This is a genomic window from Streptomyces sp. NPDC047081, assembly GCF_040643775.1.
Taxonomy (GTDB): Bacteria; Actinomycetota; Actinomycetes; order Streptomycetales; family Streptomycetaceae; genus Streptomyces.
Window position 1 is genome coordinate 343028 of sequence record NZ_JBEYUY010000003.1, and the last position, 26993, is coordinate 370020.

The 26993-nt window shown below is 73.5% G+C and carries 21 protein-coding genes; 9 read left to right on the plus strand and 12 right to left on the minus strand.

Annotation, left to right across the window (positions count from 1 at the left end):
* Nucleotides 1-27 precede the first annotated feature (27 nt).
* The 3 genes from eno (at nucleotide 28) to ABZ848_RS07380 (ending at nucleotide 2508) form a co-directional block, all read left to right on the plus strand.
* A complete protein-coding gene (eno, locus tag ABZ848_RS07370) occupies nucleotides 28-1311 on the plus strand; it encodes a phosphopyruvate hydratase (protein ID WP_360826666.1) in 1284 nt (427 codons plus the stop codon).
* A gap of 190 nt (nucleotides 1312-1501) precedes the next feature.
* Entirely contained in the window at nucleotides 1502-1843 is a 342-nt protein-coding gene (locus ABZ848_RS07375; protein ID WP_360826669.1) for a hypothetical protein, read from the plus strand.
* Entirely contained in the window at nucleotides 1840-2508 is a 669-nt protein-coding gene (locus tag ABZ848_RS07380; protein WP_360826672.1) for a hypothetical protein, read from the plus strand. The genes ABZ848_RS07375 and ABZ848_RS07380 overlap by 4 nt, the downstream gene beginning before the upstream one ends.
* Before the next feature lie 33 nt (nucleotides 2509-2541).
* On the opposite strand, the gene ABZ848_RS07385 is transcribed toward ABZ848_RS07380, so the two are convergent.
* Complete coding sequence (locus tag ABZ848_RS07385; protein WP_360826674.1) at nucleotides 2542-4314, minus strand: cellulose binding domain-containing protein; 1773 nt, start codon at nucleotides 4312-4314, stop codon at nucleotides 2542-2544.
* 823 nt (nucleotides 4315-5137) lie between these two features.
* Here ABZ848_RS07385 and ABZ848_RS07390 point away from each other — a divergent pair.
* Nucleotides 5138-5482: a hypothetical protein gene (locus ABZ848_RS07390; RefSeq protein ID WP_360826677.1), complete on the plus strand. Its 345-nt coding sequence runs from the start codon at nucleotides 5138-5140 to the stop codon at nucleotides 5480-5482.
* A gap of 148 nt (nucleotides 5483-5630) precedes the next feature.
* Nucleotides 5631-5948 (plus strand): SCO5918 family protein, encoded by a 318-nt coding sequence (locus ABZ848_RS07395; protein WP_360826680.1) that lies wholly within the window; start codon nucleotides 5631-5633, stop codon nucleotides 5946-5948.
* A 37-nt stretch (nucleotides 5949-5985) separates the two neighbouring features.
* Here the strand turns inward: ABZ848_RS07395 and ABZ848_RS07400 are convergent, their stop codons facing one another.
* The 7 genes from ABZ848_RS07400 to ABZ848_RS07430 all read right to left on the minus strand — a co-directional run bounded on the left by ABZ848_RS07400 (nucleotide 5986) and on the right by ABZ848_RS07430 (nucleotide 13093).
* Nucleotides 5986-6681: a hypothetical protein gene (locus ABZ848_RS07400; protein ID WP_360826683.1), complete on the minus strand. Its 696-nt coding sequence runs from the start codon at nucleotides 6679-6681 to the stop codon at nucleotides 5986-5988.
* Nucleotides 6682-6823: 142 nt separating this feature from the next.
* The gene (locus ABZ848_RS07405; RefSeq protein ID WP_360826686.1) at nucleotides 6824-7570 is read right to left on the minus strand and encodes a hypothetical protein; all 747 of its coding nucleotides are present in this window, start codon (nucleotides 7568-7570) and stop codon (nucleotides 6824-6826) included.
* Between the two features lie 199 nt (nucleotides 7571-7769).
* The gene (locus ABZ848_RS07410) at nucleotides 7770-8672 is read right to left on the minus strand and encodes an SGNH/GDSL hydrolase family protein (RefSeq protein ID WP_360826689.1); all 903 of its coding nucleotides are present in this window, start codon (nucleotides 8670-8672) and stop codon (nucleotides 7770-7772) included.
* A gap of 55 nt (nucleotides 8673-8727) precedes the next feature.
* Entirely contained in the window at nucleotides 8728-9459 is a 732-nt protein-coding gene (locus tag ABZ848_RS07415) for a DUF4232 domain-containing protein (protein WP_360826692.1), read from the minus strand.
* 188 nt (nucleotides 9460-9647) lie between these two features.
* Nucleotides 9648-12173 (minus strand): FtsX-like permease family protein, encoded by a 2526-nt coding sequence (locus tag ABZ848_RS07420; RefSeq protein WP_360826695.1) that lies wholly within the window; start codon nucleotides 12171-12173, stop codon nucleotides 9648-9650.
* Between the two features lie 3 nt (nucleotides 12174-12176).
* Nucleotides 12177-12896, minus strand: a complete 720-nt coding sequence (locus ABZ848_RS07425; protein ID WP_360826698.1) for an ABC transporter ATP-binding protein — start codon at nucleotides 12894-12896, stop codon at nucleotides 12177-12179.
* Nucleotides 12893-13093: a hypothetical protein gene (locus ABZ848_RS07430; protein WP_360826701.1), complete on the minus strand. Its 201-nt coding sequence runs from the start codon at nucleotides 13091-13093 to the stop codon at nucleotides 12893-12895. Before ABZ848_RS07430 ends, ABZ848_RS07425 begins: the two co-directional genes overlap by 4 nt.
* A 171-nt stretch (nucleotides 13094-13264) precedes the next feature.
* Here ABZ848_RS07430 and ABZ848_RS07435 point away from each other — a divergent pair, with 171 nt between their 5' ends.
* Both ABZ848_RS07435 and ABZ848_RS07440 read left to right on the plus strand, forming a co-directional pair.
* Complete coding sequence (locus ABZ848_RS07435) at nucleotides 13265-14539, plus strand: sensor domain-containing protein (RefSeq protein WP_360826704.1); 1275 nt, start codon at nucleotides 13265-13267, stop codon at nucleotides 14537-14539.
* A 1-nt stretch (nucleotide 14540) separates the two neighbouring features.
* Entirely contained in the window at nucleotides 14541-15200 is a 660-nt protein-coding gene (locus ABZ848_RS07440) for a response regulator transcription factor (RefSeq protein WP_360826707.1), read from the plus strand.
* Between the two features lie 23 nt (nucleotides 15201-15223).
* Here the strand turns inward: ABZ848_RS07440 and ABZ848_RS07445 are convergent, their stop codons facing one another.
* Both ABZ848_RS07445 and ABZ848_RS07450 read right to left on the minus strand, forming a co-directional pair.
* Nucleotides 15224-16123 (minus strand): CU044_5270 family protein, encoded by a 900-nt coding sequence (locus ABZ848_RS07445; protein WP_360826710.1) that lies wholly within the window; start codon nucleotides 16121-16123, stop codon nucleotides 15224-15226.
* Nucleotides 16120-16758: an RNA polymerase sigma factor gene (locus tag ABZ848_RS07450; protein WP_360826713.1), complete on the minus strand. Its 639-nt coding sequence runs from the start codon at nucleotides 16756-16758 to the stop codon at nucleotides 16120-16122. The genes ABZ848_RS07445 and ABZ848_RS07450 overlap by 4 nt, the downstream gene beginning before the upstream one ends.
* A 153-nt stretch (nucleotides 16759-16911) precedes the next feature.
* Between ABZ848_RS07450 and ABZ848_RS07455 the strand changes: the two genes are divergently transcribed.
* Nucleotides 16912-19047, plus strand: coding sequence for a serine/threonine-protein kinase (locus ABZ848_RS07455; RefSeq protein ID WP_360826716.1), 2136 nt, complete (start codon nucleotides 16912-16914; stop codon nucleotides 19045-19047).
* A gap of 100 nt (nucleotides 19048-19147) precedes the next feature.
* Entirely contained in the window at nucleotides 19148-20212 is a 1065-nt protein-coding gene (locus tag ABZ848_RS07460) for a helix-turn-helix domain-containing protein (protein WP_360827204.1), read from the plus strand.
* Here the strand turns inward: ABZ848_RS07460 and ABZ848_RS07465 are convergent.
* A complete protein-coding gene (locus ABZ848_RS07465) occupies nucleotides 20188-24870 on the minus strand; it encodes a DNA repair ATPase (RefSeq protein ID WP_360826719.1) in 4683 nt (1560 codons plus the stop codon). The two genes, ABZ848_RS07460 and ABZ848_RS07465, sit on opposite strands and share 25 nt — an antisense overlap.
* A gap of 109 nt (nucleotides 24871-24979) precedes the next feature.
* Nucleotides 24980-26992: an SPFH domain-containing protein gene (locus ABZ848_RS07470; RefSeq protein ID WP_360826721.1), complete on the minus strand. Its 2013-nt coding sequence runs from the start codon at nucleotides 26990-26992 to the stop codon at nucleotides 24980-24982.
* Nucleotide 26993: the final 1 nt, after the last annotated feature.

Here is a 26993-nt window from a genome sequence, read left to right on the forward strand (position 1 = left end):
CATGGAACTTACGTTGGGAGCTGCACCGTGACCGCCATCAGCCGGGTCGTCGCACGGGAGATCATCGACAGCCGGGGGAATCCGACCGTCGAGGTGGACGTCGTACTGAAGGACGGGTCGCTCGGGCGCGCGGCCGTGCCGTCCGGGGCCTCGACCGGGGCGCGCGAGGCGGTGGAGCTGCGGGACGGCGACCCGACTCGCTTCCACGGCAAGGGAGTCCGGCGGGCCGTGGACGCCGTGAACGAGAGCATCGCGGACGCCGTGACCGGGCTCGACGCCGAGGAGCAGGCGACCGTCGACCGCACGATGATCGAGCTGGACGGCACGGACACCAAGTCCCGCCTCGGCGCGAACGCCCTGCTCGGCGTCTCCCTGGCCACCGCGAAGGCCGCCGCGGCGGCCCACCGGCTGCCCCTGTACCGCTATGTCGGCGGGGTCGACGCGCGGGTCCTGCCGGTGCCGATGATGAACATCGTCAACGGCGGTGCGCACGCCGACAATCCGCTGGACTTCCAGGAGTTCATGATCGCGCCGGTCGGCGCGGCGACCTTCGCCGAGGCGGTCCGGATGGGCTCCGAGGTCTTCCACACCCTGCGCCGGAACCTGCTCGCCGCCGGCCACAGCGTGAACGTCGGCGACGAGGGCGGCTTCGCACCCGACCTGCGTACGGCCGACGAGGCGCTGGAGTTCGTCGTACGGGCCGTCGAGCAGACCGGGTACAAGCCCGGCACCGACATCACGCTCGTCATGGACCCGGCGACGTCGGAGTTCTTCCGCGACGGGGTGTACGACTACACGGGCGAGGGGGTCCGGCGTACCCCCGCCGAGCACGCCGACTACCTCGCCGGGCTCGTCGACCGTTACCCCGTCGCCTCCATCGAGGACCCGATGGCCGAGGACGACCACGCGGGCTGGCGCGAGCTGACCGCGCGGCTGGGCGACCGCTGCCAGCTCACCGGCGACGACGTGTTCTGCACCAACGAGACACTGCTGCGGGCCGGGATCCGGGACGGGATCGCCAACTCGATCCTGGTGAAGGTGAATCAGATCGGGACGCTGACGGAGACGCTGGCCACGGTGGGCACCGCGCACCGCGCCGGGTACACGGTCGTGATGTCCCACCGCTCCGGCGAGACCGAGGACACCACGATCGCGGATCTCGCCGTCGCGACGGGGTGCGGGCAGATCAAGACGGGGTCGCTGTCACGGGCCGACCGCACCGCCAAGTACAACCAACTCGTCCGCATCGAGGAGGAGTTGGGCACCCAGGCGCGATACGCGGGCGCCGAGGCGCTGGGGCTGCGCCGCTGACGCCGTGCGGTCGCTCCCCGCCGACGCCGGCGCCGGAAAAAATCTTTCCGGTTTCGCGTAATAGCTCGCGCCGCGCCGGACTCTCACTGGACGAACCCCCCGACCGGGCCGAAACCCCCAGGAGGCATACGTCCATGCACACCGACTTCCTCGTCGCCGCCGGCGGCGTCCGGGCCGGGAGGCGCGTCTCGTGAGCACCCACCGGCTGGACGTCCCCCAGCTCCACCGCCGCCTCGACACCCGGCGCCGGGAACTCGGCCTGACCTGGCGCGGGGTCGCACGGCAGACGCGGCTCGCTCCGGCCACGTTCACCCGGATCACCAACGGGCAGTCGCTGGAGGCCGACGCGCTCGTCACCCTGCTGGTCTGGCTCGACCTCGACACCGATATCGCGGCCCTGATCGAACCCGGCGGCCGGCCGCTCCCCTGCCCGGACTGCGGCCGGGCCTTCCAGCCGAAGCGGGACGGCAGCGTGCGCGCCCATCCCTGCCGGAAGGACGCCGCCGCGGACGTCGACGGAGCAAGGCCGTGAGTCTCTTCCTCCTCGTCGTCAGCATGCTGTGCCTGTCGGGGTACGCCGTCGTCTACAGCCTGAGCCCGCCCGGCCGCGCCGCCTCGACCGGTACGGCCGCGCAGGACGAGGCCGCGTTCCTCGTCGCCGAACTCCGTGCCCGGCTCGCGGACGTCGAGGCCGGGCAGGCCGGTCTGCACCGGGAGCGCGCTCATCTGCTCGGCTGGCTCGCTGCCCTTCATCACCGCGACGCCCTTCTCACCGCGGCGCCCGACGTCGACGAACCCGGCTGGAAGCTACTGCACCTCGATGTCGCGGGGCACGGGCTCTCCTGGCACATCGCACCGCGTGACGTCGAGCTGTTCGAGCACGTGACGAGCGTGCCGTTCAGCGACCCGCGCGTGCGGCGGGACGGCGGCACCACCGAGGAGACGTACCGGCGCATACGCTCGCTGACGCTCAGCCGGGAAGGCACTGCCGTGCGCGCCGTGGCCGGCCGGCCGAACATCGACGCCCTCCTCGACGGCTACGCCCACCGGGGCGCGGTCATCAAGCAGGCCCTGCGGCTGGTCGACACCGTCATCGACACCCCGCCCACCGGCGCCACCGAGCAGCACCGCGTGCACGACTTCGCCCACAGGATCCGGCACGCGCTCCTGGTGTCCTCGCCGAAGACCGACGCCTGATGGGGCCGGTGCCGGGTGCGCCGGCCCCCTCTGTCAGTCGGTGAGGTGGGCGATGGAGAGTTTGCCGACTGTGGGTGACGTGCCTGTCATGGGCGTGCTGTAGTCCGGGGTGGCCGCCGCGAAGGCCCAGGTGAGGCTTCCGTCGGGGAGGACGGCGATGTCACCGGCGATGCGGGCGTCCACGACCTCGTCGGGTACGACGGTCCTGCCGGCGTAGTCGATGACGCGCAGGTGCGTGCCGCCGAACTTGCCGGTGCAGGTGCCGGACTTGCAGACGGCGCCGGTGACGTCCTCCCAGGAGACCAGGAGGTTCTTGCCGTAGGGGGCGATGCGGACGTTGACGTGGTCGGTCTTCGGGTCGTCGGTGAGCCGGACCGGGGCGCCGTCGGGGGTCGAGCCGTCCTTGAGGAAGGCGACGGCGACCTGGTGGGTGTCCGTCCTCGGGGTCACCTTCCAGCCGCGGCCGCTGCTGTCGTCGGGGTTCTTGACGGCGGCGGTGGAGCCGCGGGAGGCCCAGGCGGTGGCGTACCGGCCGTCGGCGGACTTGACCAGGCCACCGGCGTTGCCGGGGTAGGTGCCGCCGCAGTAGCCGGCCCAGCACTCCTCGCGCTGGACCACCGGGGCGTCGTCGGGGGCGGCGATGCCGGTGCTGACCATCAGGCCGGAGCGCCAGTCGTCGAAGCACAGGGAGGTGAACGCGCCGGAGGACTCGGCGTGCAGGGCGATGCCCTCGTTGTGGCTGCAGCCCCAGTCCCAGCCGCCGTCCTGCGTGGCGCCGGAGCCGTCGACGTAGGCCAGCTTGTCGCCGAAGTGGCCGTCGGCCCAGCCGCCCGCGCCGTGCACCACGAAGTAGGCGCCGTACTTGCTGCCGTTCCACTTCAACTGGCTGTCCAGGACCGGCGAGGTGTCGTTGCTCGCGGTGCCGGTGAGCTTCTTCTCGAAGGCGAGCGAGCCGTTCTTGTAGCGGACCAGGGCCGCCGCGGTCTCGTCCCACTTGTTGGTGTCGGGCACCCGGGTCAGCAGCGCGAAGCCGTCGTCGTGCGCGACGAGCCCGCCGACCTCCTTGGCGCCCTTGACCACGGTGTCCTCGCCGGCGCGGGTCAGGGACGCGGTCAGCGGGGTGACGTGGATGCCGTCGGCGGCGGGCCACGCGACCTTCACCGTCCCGTCCGGGGCGGCCTCGGTGTCGACCCGGGTCCACTCCGCCATCTGGTTGTAGCCGGACTGGAGGTACGACAGGGGCGAGGCGAGCGTGACCTCGGAGACGCTGAGCCGTGCGGCGAGGGTCGTCTTGTCGGAGGCGGGCGTGGTGGGCGTCGCGCTGGTGGTGCCCGCGGAGGGCGTCGGCGAGGCGGTGGGGGACGTACTCGCCGGAGGCCTGGAGGTGGCCGAGGGCGAGGAGGTGGTGGGGGCGGGCGTCTTGACGCTGTCGCAGGTGGCGCCGTTGAGCTTGAAGGCGGACGGCCGGGCGGCGGTGCCGGAGGCCGTGAACGCGGTACGGGCCGTCCTGCCCTTGGCGAGCGTGCGGGTGGCGCCGGCGCCGCGGACCGTGACCTTCGCGCCCTTCTGCGACCAGTCGGCGCTCGATCCCCGTACGACCTTCTGCCCCGAGGGAAAGGCGAAGGTCAGGGCCCAATTCCTCGCGGTCTTCCCCTTGTTGGTGACGGCGAGGCTTCCCTGGAAGCCGCCGTCCCACTTCCTGCCGACGGTGTACGTCACCCGGCACGTGGCCTCGCTGCCGTGGGCCAGCACCGGGACCAGGGCACCGCCGGCCGCGATCGTCACCACGGCCGTCGTGATCGGCACCGGCCGAAGGATCCGCTTGCGCGGACCGCGTGTGGATGAGGTCCCCGACCTTGCTCGCATGTACTGGCTCCTCTGATGTCCGTACGCCCGACGGGCGCCTCGCGTCCATGTCGCCGCGGCGGGGAGATGGGTTGCCGTGCGGGCGGAGTTCGCCTGTCATGCGGACCTCGCGGGCGGCTCGGCGGGCAGGATTCGGTCGGGGGTGTCGGGGCCGTCGGTCGCCACCACCAGGAAGCGGCCTGCGCGGCCATGTCGTGCCGGATCACCGCGCGATGGCGGTCGCCGGGGCCGCCGAACCACGCATGGAACGCGAAGTCGGTCCAGAAGCCGTGGAATCCGCCGCAGGCCCCCGGCACCGGACCCTCACGCACCGGACCCTCGGCGCCCGGCGGCTCGGCAGGGTCCTGACGGCAGAGCAGCGGCTCACGGCAGACGCGGTCGAGGCGCCGTGTGCACCCCAGCCCCGCCACCGCGCAGTCCCGGGGCGACGCGGCGGACAGCAGAGCGGCCAGGCGCTCCACGTAGGCGTCGCGTCCGACCTCGCGGATCCATTCCGACGCCCGCCGCCACCACAGGCTCAACTCACTTCCCGGCGGCGAGTTCCGCTGCCGCTCACACCATGCCGTCGATGCCCGTGCCAGGGCGCGGTCCAGTGGCCGTCGCGTTGACAGGTCTCGCCGCCGCACGTTGACTGGCGGGACGGCGCAGGGTCGGCAAGGGCAGGACCGATCGGGTTTCCGGAAGTCTCAGACAGGCCGTCGAGAAGGCGAAAGGCGTCTTCGGGCGGTGCACCCACCCCCCAAGGGAAGCGGTACACACGACGATGTACGACCAGACACGCGCCCAGCAGCCCGCGGACCGGCCCTCGGGCACCGTCGGGCGCCATGCCACGGGCCCGGAGCCGCTGCTCCCATCCGACGGACGGGACGAGATCGTGCGCCGCCTCGGCCATGCCGTCAACACCTTCGCGGACAGTCCGCGCGAGGCCCTTGAGGAGGCCGAGGGGGCGTTCGACGAAGCCGCCGACCAGCTCGTGAAGGCCCTTGCCGAGCGCCGGAAGGCCCTCCGCGAGGGCTGGGCCGGCCTCGACCCCGAGACACAGTCCGCCGAACTCCGGTTCGCGCTGCGGGAGTACCGGGAGCTCGCCGGGCGGCTGCTGCGGGCCTAGGCGATGCGGTGCGGGACGGGGCGGTGCGCCGCGTAACGTGTCGCCAGTCCTCCCTCTCCTCTTCCCTCCGCCTCTCCTCTTCCCTCCGCTCCCTTTCTTCCCTCCGCTCCCTTTCACCTTCTCCTGCCACTTCTCCCTGTGAGGCATCATGCGCTGTGTCATCGCCCGATACCCGTTCGAACTGACCAAGGACGGAGTGCTCGCCTCGATGGCCGGAGTCACGCCCGAGCCCGTCACCGGTGACTCCGTGACCATCGGCCGGCGCCGCTATCCCGTGATGCAGGTCGGTGCTGTCATCACCCGGCAGGACCGCCGCGACTTCACCGGCGGCGAGGTCACCCGGGCCATGGCCCGCCTGGGCTTCACCTGCCACAGCGCCACCGCGGCACCCTCCACCCCGGGTCCCCGCAGCCCCCTCCAGGCCGCCACGGAACTGTTCGGGAGCACCGACCCACAGGACGCGTGACGCCCGAGGGGTCCGCCGACCCGCCCGCCCGCCGCCTTCAGCGAAGCACCAGCAGGCGGCGGGACGCGAGCAGTGCCGTCCCGCGGGTCCCGGCCGGAACGCAGCGCCAGCCCCACGCCAGCAGCGCCTGGTACGCGTCCGCGTCCCCGCGGTCCACCAGGGTGACGCCGAGGGCGTCCGTGTGGTCGCCGAGCAGCCGCCGCTGCAGGCGCCCGGCGAGGTTCCACTCCCGGCTCTGGTCCTGCGTACGCACCCGGCGCTCGACCATGATGTCGGCGATCGCGAAGAGCCGGCCGAGGGCGGCGGCACGGAACAGGTTCTCCGGGAGCCACTCGTGGAGCCCCTGCCACCAGGGGCCCGCGCCGCGCAGGGGAAAGCCGTACGCGCAGGCCGTGAGGGCCCTGGCGCCCGAGGAGCCGACGGCCTCCGCCACGAGCAGCTCGAACCCCGGCCGCCGTACATGACCCGCGAGCCGCTGCCGGAAGGCGGTGCACCGGTCCGCGTCCGACGCGCCCAGGAGCCCCGGCTCGCTCGACGAGGTGTGCGTGTACAGCTCGCCGAGCTCCTCCATCCGGTCGTCGATCTGGCGCCGGGTCAACGGGCGGACCAGCTCTCCCCTCTCCGGCGACGCCCCCGGCCTGCACGGCTGCGGGCTCGGGTCCTGCGGAAGGGGCCGGCGTGCGGCCGGAGGCCCGGGACGGAAGGCCGGGCGGCCCGGCGTGTGCGCGGTCATGGGACGAACCTTGCTCCGCGACCGGACGGGGTCCGGTCCGGCGTCGTCGTTCATGGAGAACGGCGCAGGCGCCCGGGCCGGCACACGAGGAACCCTCGGTGCCTTCGAGCCTACGCCCAGCGCTACACATGGCTGTGACGCGTCAGCCCGGCCCCTGTGATCCGTCACCGGGCGCGCCCGGGCCGGCGCCCCGCCGGTCCTGCCGCTGGGCGAGATGGGTCCGCAGGGTCCGTTCCAGCTCGGGCCGCCCGTCAAGCGGCGCGAGCAGGGCGGCGATCCGGGGGCCGGCCGCGCTGGGGCGCGCCAGGTGGTACTCCAGCAGGACATCGTCGAGCCGGTGTACGGCGGGTTCCCGGCCGCAGGTGGCGGCGATCCGTACGACTTCCTCGGCGAGGCGGGCGGCGGCGGGGAGGTCACGCGTGGTGGTGGCGGCCGTAATCACGACTGCCGCCAGGCGCGGGTCCGGGTCGCCCGTCGCCTCGCACAGCAACTCCCTTAGCTGATCCGGCAGTTGGACGTGCCCGGGGGCGAGGACATGGCCCCCGTGCGCATCGAGCAGCGCAAGTGCGTCGGTGGCGAAGGCCCGGTCCAGTACCCCCTGGACGCGGCGCAGCCGGCGCCGGGTCGCCACGGTCGTCGCCGGACCGTTCCCGAAGCCGACGTACATCACCAGCCCGGGCACCTCCATCGGCGTCCGCCCCTCCAGCAACGCCCGTGCCCGGGACCGGCGTTGTTCCTGGCGTTCCGCCGCGAGGGCGGACTGTTCGTCGAGGTAGCTCTCGGTCACCGCGCCGACGATCCGGTCCTCCGGCACGGCGAAAGACCCGACGGCTTCCGACGCGCTGGAGTACTTCCGCGAACGCGCCGCCCGGCGCGCTGAGGAGGGCATGCCGCTCCACCTGCTCCTGCACACCTACGCCCTGCGAGGGCCGCGGCCGCCGGGGACAACCGCGCACGCTCCATGGGCCACCTCCCCGCCGGCTGTGATCCGTCACAGTACCGAGCCCGTACGACGCGACCGGGCGCGGCCGCCGGGGTCGCCCCCCGTCGTCCGCGCCCGTCGGCTCGTGCCCTCAGGCCCGCGTGCTTCAGTCCAGCGCCGACTTCACCAGCGAGGCCGCGGCCCTCATGCCCGCCTCGTTCGGGTGGTACGAGGTGCGTCCCGTGGCGGGCTGGTACTTCTCCACCCACGGGTCGGCCGAGCAGGCGTCGTGGCCGTGGCTGGCGGTGGCGAAGCGGACCAGGGTCGCGCCGGTGCGGTTCGCCGTGTCGATGTAGGCCTGGGCGAGGCGGGTGGCGACGGTGCGCTCGAAGATCCGCTGGTCGGCGGTGAGCGGTACGCCGGTGCAGCCGCCGGTGTCGGGCAGGAGCGTGGAGTAGCTCACCAGGAGGATGCGGGCCTGCGGGGCCCTGGCCTTGACGGCGTTCACGACGTTCTCGATCTTCTGGCCCACCGTGCCGAGGGCGGTGTTGATCGCGCCCTGGTCCACGCTTCCGCAGTTCGTGCCGCCGCTGTTCTGGCAGGAGTACGTGACCATGCTGCCGAGGTAGTCGACGTCGTTGCCGCCGATGGTGATCGTCACCAGGTCGGTCGCGCCGGTCACGGCGTTGATCTGCGGCTGCTGCGAACCCTGCTTGGTGGTGAGGATGTTGGCGGTCGTGGCGCCGCTGCAGGTGACGTCCGTCAGGTTCGCCCCGAGGTCACGGGCCACGATGCTCGCGTAGTTGTCGCCCGACCTCATGCAGGCCGCCGCCCCACCGCTGGACTGCACCGGCGGGATGCTCGGGCCGGCGGCGAACGAGCTGCCCAGCGCGACGTAGTCGGGACCGGCCGCCGTGGTCGAGGCGGCCGTCAGGGCCAGTTCGGCCTTCGCCCCCCGACCGGTGCCGTCCGCCGAGGCGCTGCCGCCGCAGGCCGTGAGGGTGAGGGCACCGACCACCAGGGCCGCACAGGCCATCAGGGCGTTGCGTCGGGTCTTGTCCGCTGCCACAGGTCTCTCCTGATCCTGATCTTGATCGTTGATGCTGTTGGTCATCTGCCGGGGGTCACCAGTTGATGGCGTCGTCCATCGACTGCTGCCAGTAGGTGACCTTGACCGAGTCGTCGATGTAGACGCCCTTCGCGGGCAGCGCCGGGTGGGCGGCGGCGCCGACGGTCCCGCTCATGGAGCGGCCGTAGAAGTAGACCGTCAGGCCCTTCACGGTGCGGCCGTCACCGCCGCTGCCGTCGGCCGCGGACAGGCTGACGGTGGCGTATCCGGACTGGCCCGGCTCCAGCGTGACGACCGCCTGCGGCTGCGACTCGTCGATGACCGGCGGCTCGGACTGGGCGTCGGTGAACTGGGCGCTCGGGTAGCCGTAGAGGAAGCAGGTCTTGTCGCCGGTGTTGGTGACCGTGAGCAGCAGGTGGTTGACCGGGCGGGTCAGCGGGGCGGCGACCGTCTTGGTGGTGGAGCCCTCGCAGGTGACGGTCTTGCCGGAGGAGGCGGGCGCCTTGGTGGCCGGGGCCTTCGTGGCGGGTGCCTTCGTGGGGGTCTGCGCGCCGGTCTTCGTACCCGCGGCGGAACCGGTGGTGGACCCGCCCGTGGACTTCGGGGTGGCCGTGGTGCCGGCGCTCGGGGTGGCCGCGGCGGCGGACGGGTTCGCGGAGACGGTCGCCGCCGCGCCCTCGTCGTTGGTGCCCGTTCCGTCGTTGCACGCGGTCAGGGAGAGGGCCGCGAGGACGGTGGTCGCGGCGGCGGCGACGAGACGGGCGCGGGAGGTGCGGAACTTGGACATGTCGGTGTCCCCCTTCGGTGTCGGGTGGCGGTGCTGAGTGGATGACCGAAGCTTGTGAGGTGATCCGTCCCAGCCGCCACGCCCGGCGGGGTGTTGGGGACACTGGAACGCTGGAACACCCTCTGACCAGCGAAAACACCGGAACCCTGGAACGGCCGAATGGGACGCGGGGGCTTGCGGAACGGCCGTCACTGCGCCCGGACGGCGTCCGCGGGCGGGGTGCGCAGCGCCTGCCGGGTGGGGATCTCGACGGTGGCGAAGGCCGTGACGGTGACCGTGAGCGCGAGGGCGGGCAGCAGCCAGGCGGGGCCCGCGGGCCAGGGGCGGCCGAGGAAGCCCTGGCCCAGGAGGGCGAGGGGCAGGGCGGAGAGCAGTACGGACATGGCGAGCGCGGTGGCGGCGGTGACCGCTGCCTCGCGGCGCATCATCGCGCGGACCTGCCGGGGTGTCGTGCCGTTGAGCCTGAGGGCCGCGAGTTCGACCCGGCGCTGCGCGGTGGCGGCGACCAGCTTGTTGGCGATGCTGAGCAGCAGATAGACGAGCAGGACGACGATGGTGGCCAGGTTGATCCACACCTCCGGCGGGGCGTCCTTGAGCCCGCCCGCGGACGTGGGGTTCGTGTCCTCCAGCACCAGACCGGGGCGGTCCGCGGCGAGGGCGGTCAGGGCCTGCCGGGCGGCGGCCGTGCCGTCCGTGCGGATCAGGATGCTCTGGTCGAGCTCCGTCGTGGTGTGCCCGGCCGCGAGGTCGTGGGAGAGCACCACCGTGCCGAAGCCGAGCCCGCGGCCGTAGACGGCGACCACCGTGGCCTCCACCTTCGCGCCGTCGCCGAGGACGAGGTTCACCCGCCGGCCCACCTCGGCCGACCGCGAGCGGGCGACGTCGCTGCTGACCGCGACGGTGGCACCGGTGAGCCCGGCCAGGCTCCCGTCCCGTACGTCGAGGTCGAGGACGTCGGCCGCGTCCGGGGTGAGGATCATCGCGGAGCCGGAGTCGGTCTCCGTGTCGCCGAACTGCTGGTACGGCCACACCACGGTGGTCGAGCCGACCGGAGCCGCGGCCCGTACCCCGGTCGTCCGGCGGACGTCGGCGAGCGTGCCGGCGGGCAGTCCGCCCAACCCCGGTGCGCTCAGCCGCTGCCCGGCGAGGGTGCCGGTGCGGGTGTCGTCGGCGGTGGCGGCCAGCACGGTGGTCTGGGTGAGGGTGTACGTCAGGACGAACACGAGGGCCATGGCCAGCGTGCTGACGATCCCGGCGTTGCGCAGCGCGTAGGCGCGGACGTTGGCCATCGCCAGCCAGGTCGGGGCGGACGCGCCGGACCGGGTGCGCCTGGCCGCCGCGTTCCCGACGGCCCGGACCAGGGCGGGGCCGGACAGCGCGAGGCCGATCGCCCCGACGATGCCCGCGAGGGAGGTGCCCGTCGCGCCGAGGACCGTGCGGGAGAGGAGCGGCAGGACCGACAGGGCGGTGGCGGCGAGGATGACCAGCAGGCCGATACGGGTCCGGGTCCGCGAGGGGTCGCGCGGCTCGCTGCGGGACTCGGCGACCGCCTCGGTGGCCGGCATCCGCGAGGTCCGCCAGGCCGAGCCGCGGGCCGAGACCTGCACGGCCAGGGCCATGAGGAGGACCGTCGCGAGGGCGGGCAACGGGCTCATGGTCAGGGGCAGTTCGGACGGTACGACGCCCCGGTCCACGAGCAGCCGCCGGAACTGCCCGGCGAGCAGGTACCCGAGGCCCACTCCGGGTACGACGGCGACGGCCGCGACGACGGTCGACTGCGCGGCGGCAAGTCGCCTGATCTGCTTCGGTGTTGCCCCGACGGCCCGCATCAGCGCCAGGTCGCGGCGCTGCCCGGCGATCGACACGGCCAGCGCGCTCGCCGTCACGAACCCGGTGATCAGCAGGATGACCCCGGCGAGGGAACCGGCCAGCAGCATCAGCAGCGACCGGGACGCGCCCGCTCCGGGCGACACGAGGTCCCCGCGGCCCGCCCCGGTGACCGTCCGAAGACCCGACCCCTGCACCTTCGTACGGACTTCGGCGGCGACCCGTCCCTCGGCCCCCGGCGCGGCCCGCAGGCCGACCAGGTCGACGCGGCCCTCGCGACCGGACAGCCGTACCGCCGTCGTATCGGTGAAGTAGACGCCCGCGTCCGGCGCTTCGACGACGGCGGTGACGCGGTAGGCGGTGGCGGGGCGGGCGTCGGCGACCACGCGCACCCGGTCGCCGGCCTTGATGCCGGCCGCCGTGGCGGTGGCGCGGTCCACGGCGATCTCGGTGGGGCCGGTGGGTGCGCGGCCCTCGATGTGCGGGGTGGCCAGCAGCTTCGTCGAGGACCAGCCGTGTCCGGCCGTCCGGGGATCGGCGGACGGTACGACGTGTCCGTGGGCGTCGACCAGCGCGGCGGGGAAGGAGAGGTCGCCCACCGCGGCGGTGACGCCGGGCAGGTCGGACAGTTCGGCGGCCAGCCGGGCCGGGACCGTGCGGCGTTCCGGGAGCGCGATCGGCAGGTCGCCGGGCGGGTGGTACTCCTGGTCGGCGGCGACCACGACGTCCGCCCCCGCGAGGCGGCCGGCGGGCAGGTGGGAGCGCAGGCCGGACTCGGCGAGTACGCCGGTGCCGGTGATCAGGGCCGCTCCGCCGAGGACCGCGCAGGCCACGGCGATCAGCGCGGCGATCCGGTGCCGGACCATCTGGGTCGCGATACGCAGCACGGCTCACACCTCTCCCAACGCGACGAGACGGTCGGCCAGTTCGGGCGCGGTGGGCGCCTTGAGCGCCTCGACCACCCGGCCGTCGGCCATCACCAGGACCTGGTGCGCGCGGGCCGCGGCGGCCGGGTCGTGGGTGACCATCACGACGGTCTGCCCGAGGTCGTTCACGAGGTCCCGCAGCAGGTCCAGGACCTCGTGGGCGCTGCGCAGGTCGAGCGCGCCGGTCGGCTCGTCGGCGAACACGACGGCCGGCCTGGCCGCCAACGCCCGTACGACGGCGGCCCGTTGCTGCTGTCCGCCGGAGAGCTCGGCCGGGCGGTGGGTGAGCCGGTCGGCGAGGCCGACGCGTGCCACCAGCGTGCGCAGCCAGTCGTGGTCCGGGGTGCGGCCCGCAAGGCGCAGGGGCAGGGTGATGTTGTCCTCGATGCTGAGCGAGGGGATCAGGTTGTACGCCTGGAACACGAACCCGACGCGTTCCCGGCGCAGTTCGGTGCGGCGGGTCTCGTTCAGGCCGGCGATCTCGTGGCCGTCGATACGGACGCTGCCCGAGGTCGGGGAGTCCAGCCCGGCGGCGCAGTGCATCAGCGTGCTCTTGCCGGAGCCGGACGGGCCCATCACCGCGAGGAACGTGCCGCGCTCCACGGTCAGCGACACCTCGTCGAGGGCGCGCACGCCGCCCGGGTACTCCTTGGCGACCCGGTCCAGGGCGATGGCGGGGTTCATCGACGGCCCCGCAGGTTGCGCACGACGAGGGTGCCGCCGCAGAGCACGGTGACCGCGCCGCACGCCAGATGCACCCAGGTGTCCGCCTGGCCGTAGGAGGCGGCCATGTTGGCGACGGCGCTGAGCACCACCAGGATCCAGAGCAGGGCGCGGGCCACTTCCCCGCGGGTGAGGGCGGGCGATTCGGTGTTCTGCATGGGGTTCCTCCCGAGGTCGGCTGTCGTCACCGACGCTATGGATCAGCACCCCCCGCGGCCGATCCCGCAGCCCGCCCGGTTCCAGGTACAGCAGGCTGTACTTCCGGGCCCCGGAGCTGACGGCCAACCGCCGTGCGGCATAAGGTCCTTCGCGACGAAGGGAGGGCAGGCATGGCCGTTCAGGAGAAGGCCGGGGCCGACGACCGCCGCGCCGGCCTGAAGGACACCGCCGTACGAACCCTGCGTGCCGCCGGCACCGCGATGGCCGAGCTCGCCTCCGGGCTCGGCACCGCCTTCCTCGCCCTGCTCCTGCTGCTCTGGCTCGCCGTCACCGCCGTGGCCAGCGCGGTCGGCGTGGGACTGCTCATGGCGCCGGCGTTCCTGCGCGCGCTGCACGCCCTGGCCGACCGGGAACGCCACCGGCTCGGCCGCTGGGGGGCCGAGGTCATCGCCCCCGAGCCCCCGCCGACCCGGCTGCGGGCCGCCCTCGTCGACCCCACCACCCGGCGGGAACTGCGCTGGCTGGTCCGGCACGCGACCCTGGGATTCCTGCTCGGGCTCCTCGGCGTCCTGCTGCCGATCTCGGCCGTGCGCGACACCGCCTTCCCGCTGTACTGGAAGTTCGCGCCCACGAACACGACCGCCACCTCGGTGGGGGTCGGCACCGCGCACTCCTGGCCGGACGCGCTCGCCGTGGCCCTGCTCGGCCTCGGCTGGATCCTCATCGTCCTCGGGCTCGGCCCCGGCATGGCCCGGCTGCAGGCGAGGCCGGGACGCGAACTCCTCGCGGCCGGACCGGAGACGGATCTGTCCCTCCGTATCGCCGAACTCACCGCGACCCGCGCCGCCGCCCTCGACGCCCACGCCACCGAACTGCGGCGCATCGAGCGCTCGTTGCACGACGGCACGCAGAACCGGATCGTCTCCGTCACCGTCCTGCTCGGCGCCGCCCGCCGCATGGTCGCGCGCGATCCCGCCGGCGCCGACGAGCTCCTGGAGCGCGCCCAGTCCGCCGCCGAACAGGCCCTCGCGGAGCTGCGCACGGTCGCCCGGAGCATCCTGCCGCCGGTGCTCGCCGACCGCGGACTCGCCGGGGCGCTCTCCGGTCTCGCCGCCAACTCCGCGGTGCCGTGCCGGATCGACGTCGACGTACCCGAACGCTGCGCCGCGTCCGTCGAGGCGACCGCCTACTTCGTCGTCGCCGAGGCCCTCACCAACATCGCCAAGCACAGCGGCGCACGGCAGGCCACCATCACGGCCCGCAGCCGCGGCGGCCGTCTCCTCCTCCAAGTCGAGGACGACGGACGCGGCGGAGCGGACGCGGACGGCGGCTCGGGACTCACCGGCATCCGGCGCCGGATCGCCGCGCTCGACGGCACCCTCGACCTGGCCAGCCCGCCCGGCGGCCCCACGACCCTGAAGGTGGACCTGCCCTGTGGAGCGTGACATGCGCATCGTGATCGCCGAGGACGACCCCTTGCTGCGCGAGGGGCTCGCCCTGCTGCTGCGCGCCGAGTCCCTCGACGTGGTGGCCACGGCGGGCACCCCCGAGGAGGCGCTGGCCGCCATCGACGCGCACGGGCCGGACGTCGCCATCCTCGACGTACGGATGCCGCCGACCCACACCGACGAGGGCATCGTCGCCGCGGTCGAGGCCCGGCGCCGACGCCCCGACCTGGCCGTCCTCGTCCTGTCCGCGTACGTCGAGCAGAGCTTCGCCACCGAGCTGCTCGGCGGGGGTGTGGGCGGCCTCGGCTATCTGCTCAAGGAACGGGTCGGCCGGGTGGAGGAGTTCCTGGACGCCCTGCACCGGGTGGCGTCCGGCGGCACCGCCATCGACCCCGAGGTCGTGGCGCAGTTGTTCACCCGCTCCCGCCAGGACACCCGTCTCGACCGGCTCAGCCCGCGCGAACGGGACGTACTCGCCCTGATGGCCGAGGGGCTCGGCAACACCGCGATCGCCGAACGGCTCGTCGTCACCGAGGGCGCCGTCCACAAGCACATCCGCAGCATCTTCGCCAAGCTCGACCTGTCCCCGACGGACCAGGTGGACCGCCGGGTGGCCGCGGTCCTGCGCTACCTGGAGGACCTGCGCCGGCTGACGTGAACACCCTTGTGTGTACGGGCAGTTCAGTCGTCCGGTGTTTCGCCCACCTTGTCCGCGACGCCGACGTCGAGCAGGGCCTCCTTCCCGGAACCCAGATAGGCGAGGGACTTCTTGCCGAAGACCCACACCTCGCGGCCATCCCGCCCCTCAAAGGTCAGGCCGATGCCCGAACGGCCCGCGTAGTCCTTGGCGTTGGCGACGACCGAGACGCCCGGGATCCTCGCCGCGGCCCGGTAGAGCGCGGCGTCCAGTTCGGGCAGCAGACCGGCCTCAGCGAGCAGGTCGCCGATCCGCTCCAGCGCCTGGCCCCTGTCGTCCTTCGTGTCGTCGTAGATCTTCCGCAGCAGCGCGTCCGGGTCGGTGGGCAGCGCCTCCAGCTCACGGAACGTGGTGACGTTCGGGTCGGGGTTCAGCCGCATGTCGTGCGTGCCCTTGGAGTACGAGGAGAACGGGTCGCGCGGGCGGAACGGCGGGCCGTTCAGCACGGTGATCCGGCGCAGTCCCGGGCGCTTGCCGTCGACGGCGGTCCAGCTGGACTCGCGCAGGGTCCGCACGTCCTTGTCGGAGAACTTCATGAAGCCCTGGGTGCGGACGTAGAGGTACTGGTCGTCGCGGACGGCCACGGCCTTCTTGGTGGCGGCGACCGCGGCGATGCGGTTGAGGAGGTCGACCGCCTGCGGGTCGGTGGCGGGGGTCCCGGTGCGGCCGATGCCGACGACGACCGCGGCCGCGACGACGGCGGTGGCGAGGGGTACGGCGAGCAGGGCGAACCGGCGGCGCGGGGTCACGGTGAACCGGCGGCGCGGGGCCGTGAGTTCGCGCATCAGATGCCCCTTCAGCAGGTCATGACGGTCGTCGGTCAGGACCGGTTGGCCAGGGCTCGGCAGCAACAGGGCAAGCTCTTCGCGCTCTTCGGGATTCATCGGTTCCTCTCCTGTGTCGACCGGACCGTCTCGCGGCGGCCACCCCGGGCCGCCAACTCCGCCTCCGCGAGGCGCCGCAGCCGCTGTCTCGCCCGGGCGAGCCGGGACCGCACGGTGCTGGCCGGTACGCCGAGCGCCTCGCCCGCGGCCTCGTAACTCAGGCCGGACCACACGCACAGGGCGAACACCTCCCGCTCGGCGCCGGGGAGCCGGCCGAGCGCGGTGCGGGCGGCGGCGAGCCGTTCGGCGTCCTCCAGGCGGCCGACGAGCGCGTCCGCGAAGTCGGGCACGGTGTCGCGGTCGGCGGGGCGTTCGGGGAGCCGGGCGAGTGCGGCGCTGTGCCGGCGGGCGGTCCGGCGGGTGTTGCGCAGGACATTGGTGGCGATGCCGTAGAGCCAGGGCCGCAGGCTCTCGCCCTCGGCCGTCCCGGAGTGCGCCGCCGGGGCCTCGGGCCGCAGCTTCTCCCGCAGCCGCCAGGCCTCCAGGAAGGTCAGGGACACCACGTCCTCCGCGGCTCCCCCGTCCCCGGTCAGCCGGGCGGCGTGGCCGTACACGGCCCGGGCGTGCGCATCGAACAGCTCGGCGAAGGCTTCCGGGTCACCGGCCCGTATCCGTTCACGCAGGGAAAGTTCCACGACTGACCCTGTCCGCCCACCACCCCTCGTCTCTATGACGCCGATCACATTGGCGGGTCTCGTGTGCACCGCGGGGGCGCGCCCGGCGGCCCCAGGTCGACGACCTACCCTGATCCCCGTTAGGCAGGCAGGCGCTGGGAAGGACGATCCGCGATGACGCCCCTGAGCACCGGAGACCCGGAGTCCATAGGCGGGTACACCCTGCTCGGCCGGCTCGGGTCGGGCGGCATGGGAGTCGTCTACCTGGGCGTCTCCGCCTCGGGACGGCAGGTCGCGGTCAAGCTCGTGCACGGCCCGTATGCCCAGGAGGAGGAGTTCCGCACCCGCTTCCGGCAGGAGATCGCGGCCGCGCGCAAGGTGAGCGGCGCCTTCACCGCGCCGGTCCTCGACGCCGACCCGGACGCCGAACGCCCGTGGATGGCGACCCTCTACGTGCCGGGGCTCAGCCTCGCCGAAGTCGTCGCTAAGGACGGCCCGTTGAGCCTGCGGCAGCTGCGCGCGCTGGGGCTGGGGCTCGCCGAGGCGCTGCGCGACATCCACCGGGCGGGCCTGGTGCACCGGGACCTCAAGCCGGGCAACGTCCTGATGACCGAGGACGGGCCGCGCGTCATCGACTTCGGCATATCGCGCGCCTCCGACCACCAGCAGCTCACCATGACCGGGAACATGATCGGCACCCCGCCCTTCATGTCGCCGGAGCAGCTGGCCTCGCCGCGTGACGTCACCCCGGCCTCGGACGTGTTCGCGTTGGGCTCGCTGCTGGTGTTCGCGGCCGTCGGGACGGGCCCCTTCGACGCGGACACCCCGTACATGACCGGCTATCAGGTGATGTACGAGCCCCCGGACCTCGACGGCGTACCCGAAGAGCTCGTGGACGTCATCAGGCGCTGCCTGGACAAGGACCCGGCCGCCCGCCCGGACCCCGCGGCCCTGCACCGCCTGCTCCAGCGGCTGCCGGAGTCCGACGCCGTCGCCCCCGCGAAGACAGGCACGTCCCCGAGACCCCGGCCGCGCCCCGCGCCCACCACCTCGGTGACCGAAGGCAAGCGGCGCAGGTCCAGGCTGCTCCTGACCGGCATCGGCGCGGTGCTCGCCGTCACGGTCGTCGGCGTCGGGGTGGCGGCCGTCAAGTCGAACCCGTCCCCCGCCACCTCCGGCAAGAGCGAGAGCAAGCCCACGGCCACCGCACGCACCGCGTCGCTGCCCGCCGGCTGGCAGCCGTGGCGCACGGCCCTGCGGTACGACGTGAAGGGCATCCCGCTCGACTACAACACCACCGGATGCGTCGCGTCGGGAACCGCCCTGTTCTGCGGCGGCACGGGCACCACGGTCGCCCGGGTCGACGCGGCCTCGGGCCATGTCGAGTGGCGGGCCGGCACCCGCCCCCAGGAGGCGCGGCCGATCGGCGTGCGCGACGGGCTGGTCTACGTCTACGAGGAACCGGACCAGACGAGCAGACGCGTGGTCGCCCTCGACGCGGCCACCGGACAGCGGCGCTGGCAGCGCGACATCAGCGCGACCGTGGACGCGGTCATGTACGACGGCGGCCTGCTGACCCTCTCCCCCGACTCCTCGTCCTTCGTCGCGTACGACCCTGCCGGCAAGGAACTGTGGCAGATGTCCTCACAGGACGAACTCTGCATCCCGTCGGCACTGGGCGGCCGCCCCTACGCCCAGTGCTCGACGGGCACCGAGCTCGGCGAGGCCCCGATCGACCTCATGAAGGTCGGCCCCGGCGCCATGACCGAGGTCGCGGTCCTGCCCAAGAAGGCGCTGGCGCTCGGCGCCGTCGACGGGAACCCCCTGTTCCTCGCCCCCCAGACCGCGAAGGACGTGTACGACGGCAGCTACGAACGCCCGTACAACGCCCTGCTGCTGGTCGACCTGGAGGCCAACGAAGTCAAACGCATCGCGCTGGCCCGCCCGCTGACCGGCGCGGCCACCCTCGTGAACGGCGTCGTCTACTTCGTCCGGTCCGACGGAACCGTCACCGCGGTCTCGGCGGACAGCGGCCGGGAGTTGTGGCAGCGGACGACGGAGATCGAGAACCTGTCCGCACCGGTGGTCTCGACGACGTACAAGCGCGTCTACTTCGCCAACCGCTTCGGCCGTCTCCTGGCGCTGGACAGCCGCACCGGAGCGGAGGTGTGGCGCACCCCCGCGCTGGCCGATCCCGGGGACAAGGCGCAGGACATCCCGCCGAGCGTGCTGCTCGTCAAGGACGCGATCGTGGCCATGGCCGGCGACACGGCCTTCTCCCGGAGCCCGGACGGGCCGAAGGGGCAGTGACCGCCCGCGTACCGGGGCCCCGTTCCGGCGCTCAGCTGCGCGGCGTACGCTGACGCGTCGCTGTAGTGGGGTGCGGGGGAGGAAGCGCGAGTTGACTGCTGTGGGAGCGGTCCCGGGCACGGACGGTGCGTCCGACGACGACGCCTGGGCGCGGCTGCTGGAGGACGTGGCGCGGAGCGGACGGCGGCTGCGGCGCCAGGAGCTGGAGGCGCTGCGCGAGTACGGCGACCGGGCCGCCGAGGAGGGACGGCCGCTGGCCGAACTCGTCGACGAGCGCCTCGCCGTGACCGGACGCGTCTGGGCGGGGCAACCGGTCGACGCCGCGTCGATGACCGCGCTGCGGGCGGCGGTGTCCGCGCTCGCCGCCGGGCACGGGCGGGCGTACCGGGAGCGGCTGCGCCAGGAGGAGGCCGGGCGGCGGGAGTTCGTCGCGGACCTGCTCAGCAGCCGCAGCGACCTGGGCCGGCTCGCCGAGCACGCCGAGCGCTTCGGGATCAACCTGGCCTGCGCGCATGTCGTCGCGATCGCCGAGGGCGACGGCTACGACCTGGAGGATCCGCTGGTACGGGCGCTGGAGCGGCGGCTGCTCGGCCGGTTCGGCGAGCAGGAGATCCTCCTCGCGGTGAAGCACGGGCGGCTGGTGTGCATCGTGCCGTCCGGCGCGGGCGAGCACGCGGCGGTCAAGGCGTTCGCCGAGCTGACCCAGGGCCGCCGGGTCGTCGTGGGCCGCCCGCACAGCGGCCCCGGCGGGGTCGTGCACTCCTACGAGGAAGCCCGGACGGCCTTGGAGCAGGCGGCCCAACTCGGCCTGCCCGGACCGTTGTTGCATGCGGCCGACCTGCTGGTCCTCCCGGTGCTGCTGCGGGACCGGGAGGCTCTGGCGGAGCTGGTACGGGCGGTCCTCGGCCCGCTGCGGACGGCGCGTGGCGGGGCCCGTCCGCTGCTGGAGACGCTGACCGCCTACGCCGACTCGCGTTACGTCGCGGCGGAGGCGGCCCGGCAACTCGGGCTGAGCGTGCGCGCGTTGGCGTACCGCCTCGCGCACGTCGTACGGCTGACGGGCCTGGACCCGGACGACGCGCTCCAGCGCTACACCCTGGAGACGGCGGTGTTCGGCGCGCGGCTGCTGGGGTGGCCGGATCAGGACCGGCCGGTGGACGGGTAACCGGCGCACAACTCCTTCCAGCGGGCGTTCTGTTCGGATGTGGCGCGCCCGCGGATCCGGGCGAGCTTCAGCAGGTTGGCCTCGGCCGCGCTGCCGAGCGTGCGTGCCTCGGCGAGGTAGTGCTCGTCGAGCAGGGCCTCGACCTCGGCGTCGCTCTGCACGGGGTCGATCCGGGCGGCGAGCTGCGCCATGGTCCGGTACGAGCCCTGGAGCAGGAACGGCGGTTCGAGGCGGTCGGTGTCCTCCTGGGCGGCGGAGGCGATGTAGGCGCGGTTGACGGCAAGGACGGTCCGCTGGACCTCGCGCAGTCGGGTGAGGGCGGCCAGCACCCGGCCCAAGTCCCGCACGGGGTGGGCGAGTTGGTCGGCCTGGGCGCCCGGGTCGCCGTCGGCGAGGGAGACCAGCAGGCGCAGGTCGGCCGGGGCGGTGCCGGCGAGCGGGGCCAGGACGGGGTTGGCGGCGAGGGCGTTCTCCAGGAAGGAGAGCGCGAACAGCTCCTCGTGGCCGCCGAGCACCTCGCCCAGGTTCCAGACGTCGGCGCGGTTGGCGAGCATGTCGGGGATCTGGAAGCGCTGCCCGTTCGCGGTGTACGGGTTTCCCGCGAGGCAGACGGCGAAACGGCGCCCGCGCAGGTCGAAGCTGCGGGCGACACCGTCGCTGACGGCCTCGACGCGTCGCTGGGCGTCGCACAACGGGATGAACTTCTGGAGGAGTTCGGCGGAGACGTGCTGGATGTCGTCCAGGTAGAGGAGAACATTGCTGCCCGCTTCCAACGCGAACACGATCTTCTCGACCTCGCGGCGGGCCGCCGCGTCGGGGGCGCGGTCGGGGTCGAGGGATGTGGTGCCGGTGCCGAGCGCGGGGCCGTCGACGCGGACCATCAGCAGGCCGAGCCGGTCGGCGACGTACTCCAGGAGGGTCGTCTTGCCGTAGCCGGGCGGCGACAGGAGCAGCAGCAGGCCGCTGCGGTCGGCGGGGCCGGTGGGGTCGAGGGTGCCGAGCTGTTTGGCCAGGTTGTCGCCGACGAGGGGCAGATAGACCTGGTCGATGAGCTGGTTGCGGACGAAGCCGGCGAGCGGCCGGGGCCGGTGGTCGTCGAGGCGCAGCCGGGCCCGCTCGGCGGCGAGGACGTCGGCGCGCCGCCGCTGGAAGGCACGGAAGGCGGGAGCCCGCTCCTCCCGGAACGCCCTTGCTCGGTGCGAAAGTTCGTCGACACGGACGACCAACCGGCCGTCGTGGACGCGGGGGTGGACACCGAGCAGCCCGTCGACGGTCTCCGCGACGGCTCCGGCGATCTCGTACCGCGGCAGGCTGGGAGCGCACAGCTGGGCCACTGCCTCGGGCACGCCCTCGCTCTCCGCATGGGCCGCGGCGTACGACCCCAGCCAGGCGGCGGCGAGCTGTCGGCGCGCGGGCAGGTCGGCGCCGAGGGCGTCCAGGTCGGCGGCGAGGTCCGGGGCCGCGTCGGTGTGGCGGAAGCCGTCGAGGAGGGTGCGTACGGCGGTGCCGGTGGCGAATCCCTCACGCGGATCGGCGAGTTCGGCGACGAGGTACTCGCCGGTGCGGGGCTCGGGTGCCGGGCCGGCGCTGAACTCTCCCACCGCGTCCGTGAGTTCGGCCGCCAGCTCCGACCAGGCGGCCGCAACACCCGCGGGGCCGAAGCGGGTGCGGGCCAGGGCCAGGGAGCGGGCTCGGCGGTGCCAGCCGGCCCGCTGGGCGTCGGTCGTGCCGTGGGCCCAGAACAGCTGGGCGGTGGCGCGTACTTCGGCCGGGTATTCCAGCAGCCCGGCCGACGCCCGCAGCCGGAGCAGAGCGCCGAGGATGACGGTGGCGTCGTGGTCGTGGACGCCGCGCTCGTAGCCCTCGTCGTAGGCGCTCTCGGCGGCGCGGCGGACCTGGTCGTGCAGCGGCTCCGCGTCGGTGGCCGTGGGCAGCAGCGCCGCGGCCAGGTACTCGGCGCGGTAGAGCGCGGGTGACTCGCTGACCAGGGGCTGCGTCCAGAACTCGCGTCCCGTCAGCAGCTCGGGGAGATGAGCGGACCTGCGGTATCCGGTGCCGGTGACGGCGAAGGCGAGCCCGTCGCCGTCCGGCTGCAGGGTGAGCTCCACGGGCTCGCGCCGGACGGCGAAACGGTGCCGCCCCAGCCGTACGGCCGCCCCGTCGTCCTCGGTCAGATCGGCGCGGTCGCGCAAGTCGCGCAGGGCGGTGCGGACGGCGTCGAGCAGCCCGTCCTCCAGCTCCTGCGCGCGCACCGGGTCGTCGAGGCCGCGCAGCTCCCCGGCGGCGGCGCGCACCCGCAACGCCATCGGGTCGGCGGCCTGCGCCGCGTGGATGTCGGCTGCCGAACCGAGCCCGGCGAGCCTGCGGCGCAGCGCCTCCAGCGCCCGTACCGCGGAGGCGGCGATCCGCTCGGCGCGGGCGGCGGCCTCGTCCAGCAGGGTCTGGCGGCGGGCGGCGAACGCCTGCTGGATCTCCTCGCGGCGCAGTGCCAGGTCGGCGGCGAGGTCCTCGGCCTCGGCGAACCGGGCCTCCAGCGTGTCCAACCGCAGCAGCAGCCGGGCGAGTTGGTCGTCGCAGGCGGCCGGGGAGTCGGCGGCGGCCAGGGCGGCGGTCGTGGCCTGGGCGAGCAGCGCCGACTCGGCGGCGTGCGCGGCGCGGTGCTCGGCGTCCAGCAGGACCCGGCGGCGGCCCGCGAGCACCGCGCGGGCACGGTTGACCGCCGCGAGGACCTCACCGATGGCCAGCAGCACGGCCGTCGTCGCACCCGGATCGGCCGTGACCGTGCCGGTGACCAGGTCGGTCACGGTGGCCAGGGCGTCCGCCTGCTCGGTGAGGCCGTCGGCGAGCCGCTCGGCCTCGGCGGCGGTGGCGACCGAGGCGGCGTCCTCGGCGGCACGCAGCGCGGCGGCGAGGGGAGCGGCGAAGGCGTCGGGCCCGGCGAAGAACGCGAAGGCGCGCTCGGTGGCCGCCGTGAGCTCGTCGGCGAGGTCCGCCTCGACGCGGTCCAGCGCGGCCGGGTCGACCTGGGGCAGTTCGCGCAGGGTGCGGGTACGGCCCTGGGCCCGGCGGAGCTCGGCGAGCAGCGCGGCGTGGGCGTCCGCGTCGGCGGGCGGCTCACCACGCGAACGGCGTATGAGCCCGGCGGCCTCCTCGCGCGCCCGGTCCGACTCCTCGGCCGCGCGGGCGGCGAGCTGCCGGATCCTGCCCTGCTCGGCCGCCAACTGCTCGGCGGCCTCCCGCAGTTCGGCCAGCGGCTCCAGCAGACCGGTGTCGGCGAGCCAGTAGTGGCGGTCCGCCGCCTTGGCACAGGCGTCGAGGACGAGTTCCGGAGCGGCGGCGGCCTGGTTCTCGGGCGCGGCGGCAGCCGTCGTACGCACGACGTCGAGACACTCGGCGATCCCGCGCACCAGGTCGGCGTTCCCGATCCGCTCCAGCGGTCCGTCCCCGACAGGCTGCGCGGCGGCGTACTCGGCGGACTGGAACGGCGTCTGCCACAACTGGAGTTCATGCGTACGCACCGGCTCCCGGTCGGGCTTCAGCAGTACGAGGGTGCCGTCGGGGAGCAGCGTGTGCGCGGCGGCGTGCAGCGCGCCGCCGGCCTCACGGCGGACGGTGTTCCAGGGCAGCAGCAGGACCTGGGCGCGGCCGGGGCGGCGCAGGACGTGGAGGAGGTCCTCGCCGTTGGGCGCGGGGAGCACGGCGTCGAAGTGCAGGCCGTCGGTGTCGGTTCCGCCGTCGCCGTCGATGCGGAAGGCCCGGTGGGTGCCGTCCGCGAGCTCGTAGCCGCCGGGGAAGATCAGGCCCTGCTCGGCGGGGAGGAGGCGGGCACCGCGGGCGAGGGAGTCGTGACGGCGGGCCGATCCGGTACGGGTGTTGACGACCAGGAGGCGGTCGGTGGGCTCGTTGTAGGGGCGGATGCGGAGGAGCAGGAGGGGGCCGGTGGACGCGTACGCGACCGTGGCGTCGGCGAGGCTCTGGAGTGGCTCGTCCACCGGTTCCTGGAAGAGGGGGCGGTTGCCGGGTTCGGCGTGGACGGTGAGGGTGCCGCCGGTGGTGGCGACGGAGACCTTGCCCTCGGCGGCGTCGATCAGGATCCGGCCGTCGGTGTGGTGCTCGCGGCCGGTGGTCGTCCAGTGCAGCTCGGTGGGGGACGGCTGGGGGAGGTCTCGTTCGCCGTGGTTGCCGAGGTACTCGGCTCGGTCCGGGGCCAACTGCCAGCTCAGGACGCGTAGATCGCCTTCGTTCTCGCCGGTTCGGAAGACCGCGAGGAGTCTGTTGGAGGGGGTGCGGAGGAGATCGGTCAGGCGGGCTTCTCGAAAGTAGCGGAGGAGTTCGGCCAGGTCGCGGTGGAAACGGTCGTCGTCGAGGAGGCCGGGGAATGCGTTCGGGGCGAGGGGGGAGCCGTCGAGGGTGTGCAGGGAGAGGGGGGTGGGGGCCGACGTCCCCAGGAGGAGGACGTCGGGGGTTACCGCGACTATTCCGCGGGCGATGCCTTCTGCGGGGGTGCGGGGCTTTGTCGAGCCGGTGAGCTTCAGTGGGCGTGAGCCGAATGTCCGCTGTCGGCGGGTGTTGAGCTCTACTGCTCGTCGGCCGAGTTCCGCTGCGCGGTCTGTGACTCGTGCTCGCAGGATTTGATAGGTGCCGTTCTCGACGCCCACGTTTGCTCCTTGGTTGTCTGCGGCGCCGTTGGGGCTGGTCGCGCCCGCGCGGCGGTAGCCGCAAATTCAACACAGCCCCGCGCCCCTAAAGGGGCGCTAAGGCTCGCCCTTACTTCGCAGTGCCGTTGGCCAGCTCTATCGGGTCGCCGTTTGTCTGGCCGGCCAGGAGCCTCATCAGCAGGGCCAGGTTCCACGGGCCCCCCGCCGCCAAGCCGCGGAGCACCTCCGTGGCGTCCTCGCTGAAGCTCTTCTCGCCGCTCAGCCACTCCGCTGCCAGCGCTTGTACCGTGTCCGAGCCCTGTACCGCGCCGTCGATCGACTTGCCGAAGGACACCGCGCCCACCAGGCGTTCCAGGAAGACGCTGTCTCCGCCGACGATGTCGATGTCGGCGCTCTCCAGGCCCGCGGCCAGTACCGATGCCTGGGCCTCGGCGACCGTTCGCTGGACCTCCAGCGCGGCCATCCTGACCTCCTTGTCGGCGGCCAGGCGGAGGCGGAACTCCTCGTGGGCCCTGGACACTTCGTCCAGCGCCGCCATCGCCGCCGCCTTCTCCTTGAGGCCGGTCGCCTCGCCGAGGAGGCGTTCGCGGATGCCGGCCGCCTCCGCGTTCGCCTTGCTCTCGGCCACCGCGGCCTCCGCCAGGCCGACCTTCTCGATGGCGTCCGCCTTCTCCTTCAGGCCGGCCGCCTCGCCCTCAAGGCGGGCCCGTACGCCGGCCGCCTCGGCGAGGGCCTGGCGTTCCGCCACCTCGGCCTGGGCCAGGCCGGCCGCGCCGGCCATGGCGCGCTCGCCCTCCGCCCGGCGGACCTTGGCGGCGGCCTCCAGCTCCGCGCTCTTCTGCCCGGCCTCGGCCAGCACCAGCTGTTCCTTCGCCCGCAGGTGCGCGGCCTGTTCGGCGGCCTCGGCCGCCTTGATGTCCTTGACCAGCTGCTCCTGCGCCTCCGCCTCGGCGGCGATGATGACCGTCTGCCGGGTGCGCTCGGCCTCCTGGACGACCCGGACCCGCTTGATCTCCTCCTCCTGCTCCGCGACCGTACGCTCGACGGCGACCCGCTCGCGGACGACGTCGGCCACGCCCCGGCGCTCGACCTCGACCTGCTTCTCCTTCTCGGCGCGGGCGAGTTCGACCTCCCGCTCCCGGTTGACCACCTCCAGGAGGCGGTCCTTCTCGATGCGTTCGCCCTCGACCGCGAGGACGCGCTCGCGGTTCTTCTCGGCGACCGCGATCTCCCGCTGCTGGTTCTCCCGCTGCACGCCGAGGAGTTCCTCGGTCCGCAGCAGCGCGCTGTGCGCCTTGAGCCGCTCCTCCTCCTGGACCTGCGCGGTGGCCGCCTCCTCCTGGGCGCGCAGGGTCTCGATGCCCTTGCGCTGCCGGATCTCCGCCTCCGCGCGCCGCCGTTCCAGCTCCAGTACGGCCTCACGCGCGTCCACGTCCTGGCGGGTGATCTCCATCTCCTCGTTGCGCTGGAAGTCGTTGGTGCGGATGTGCTCCAGGGCGGTCAGCTCGGTGATCTTCCGGATGCCCTGGGCGTCGAGGATGTTGGACGCGTCGAGCTGCGCCAGCGGGGTCTGCTCCAGGTGGTCGATCGCCGCGTCCTCCAGGTGATAGCCGTTCAGGTCGGTGCCGATGGCCGCGACGATCCGGTCCCTGAACTCCTCGCGCTTGGTGTAGAGATCGGCGAAGTCGAGCTGCTTGCCGACCGTCCGCAGCGCCTCGGCGAACTTCGCGCTGAACAGGTTCTGCAGGGTCTCCTGGTGGCTGGCCCGCTCGGTGCCGATGGCCTGGGCCACCTTGACGACGTCCTCCACGGTCTTGTTGACCCGGACGAAGAAGGTGATCTGGATGTCGGCGCGGATGTTGTCCTTGCAGATCATGCCCTCCCGGCCGGTCCGGACGATCTCGATGGTCTTCACCGAGATGTCCATGACCTCCGCGCGGTGCAGCATGGGCAGGACCAGGGCGCCGGTGAAGGTGACGTCGACGCTCTTGGGCCGGGAGACGATCAGGGCCTCGCCCTGGACCACCTTGCGGAACAGCCGGCCGAAGAGCAGCAGCGTGCCAAGGCCGATGAGCAGCAGGACGGCGACGAGCACACCGATTCCGATGGTGACGACAGACATG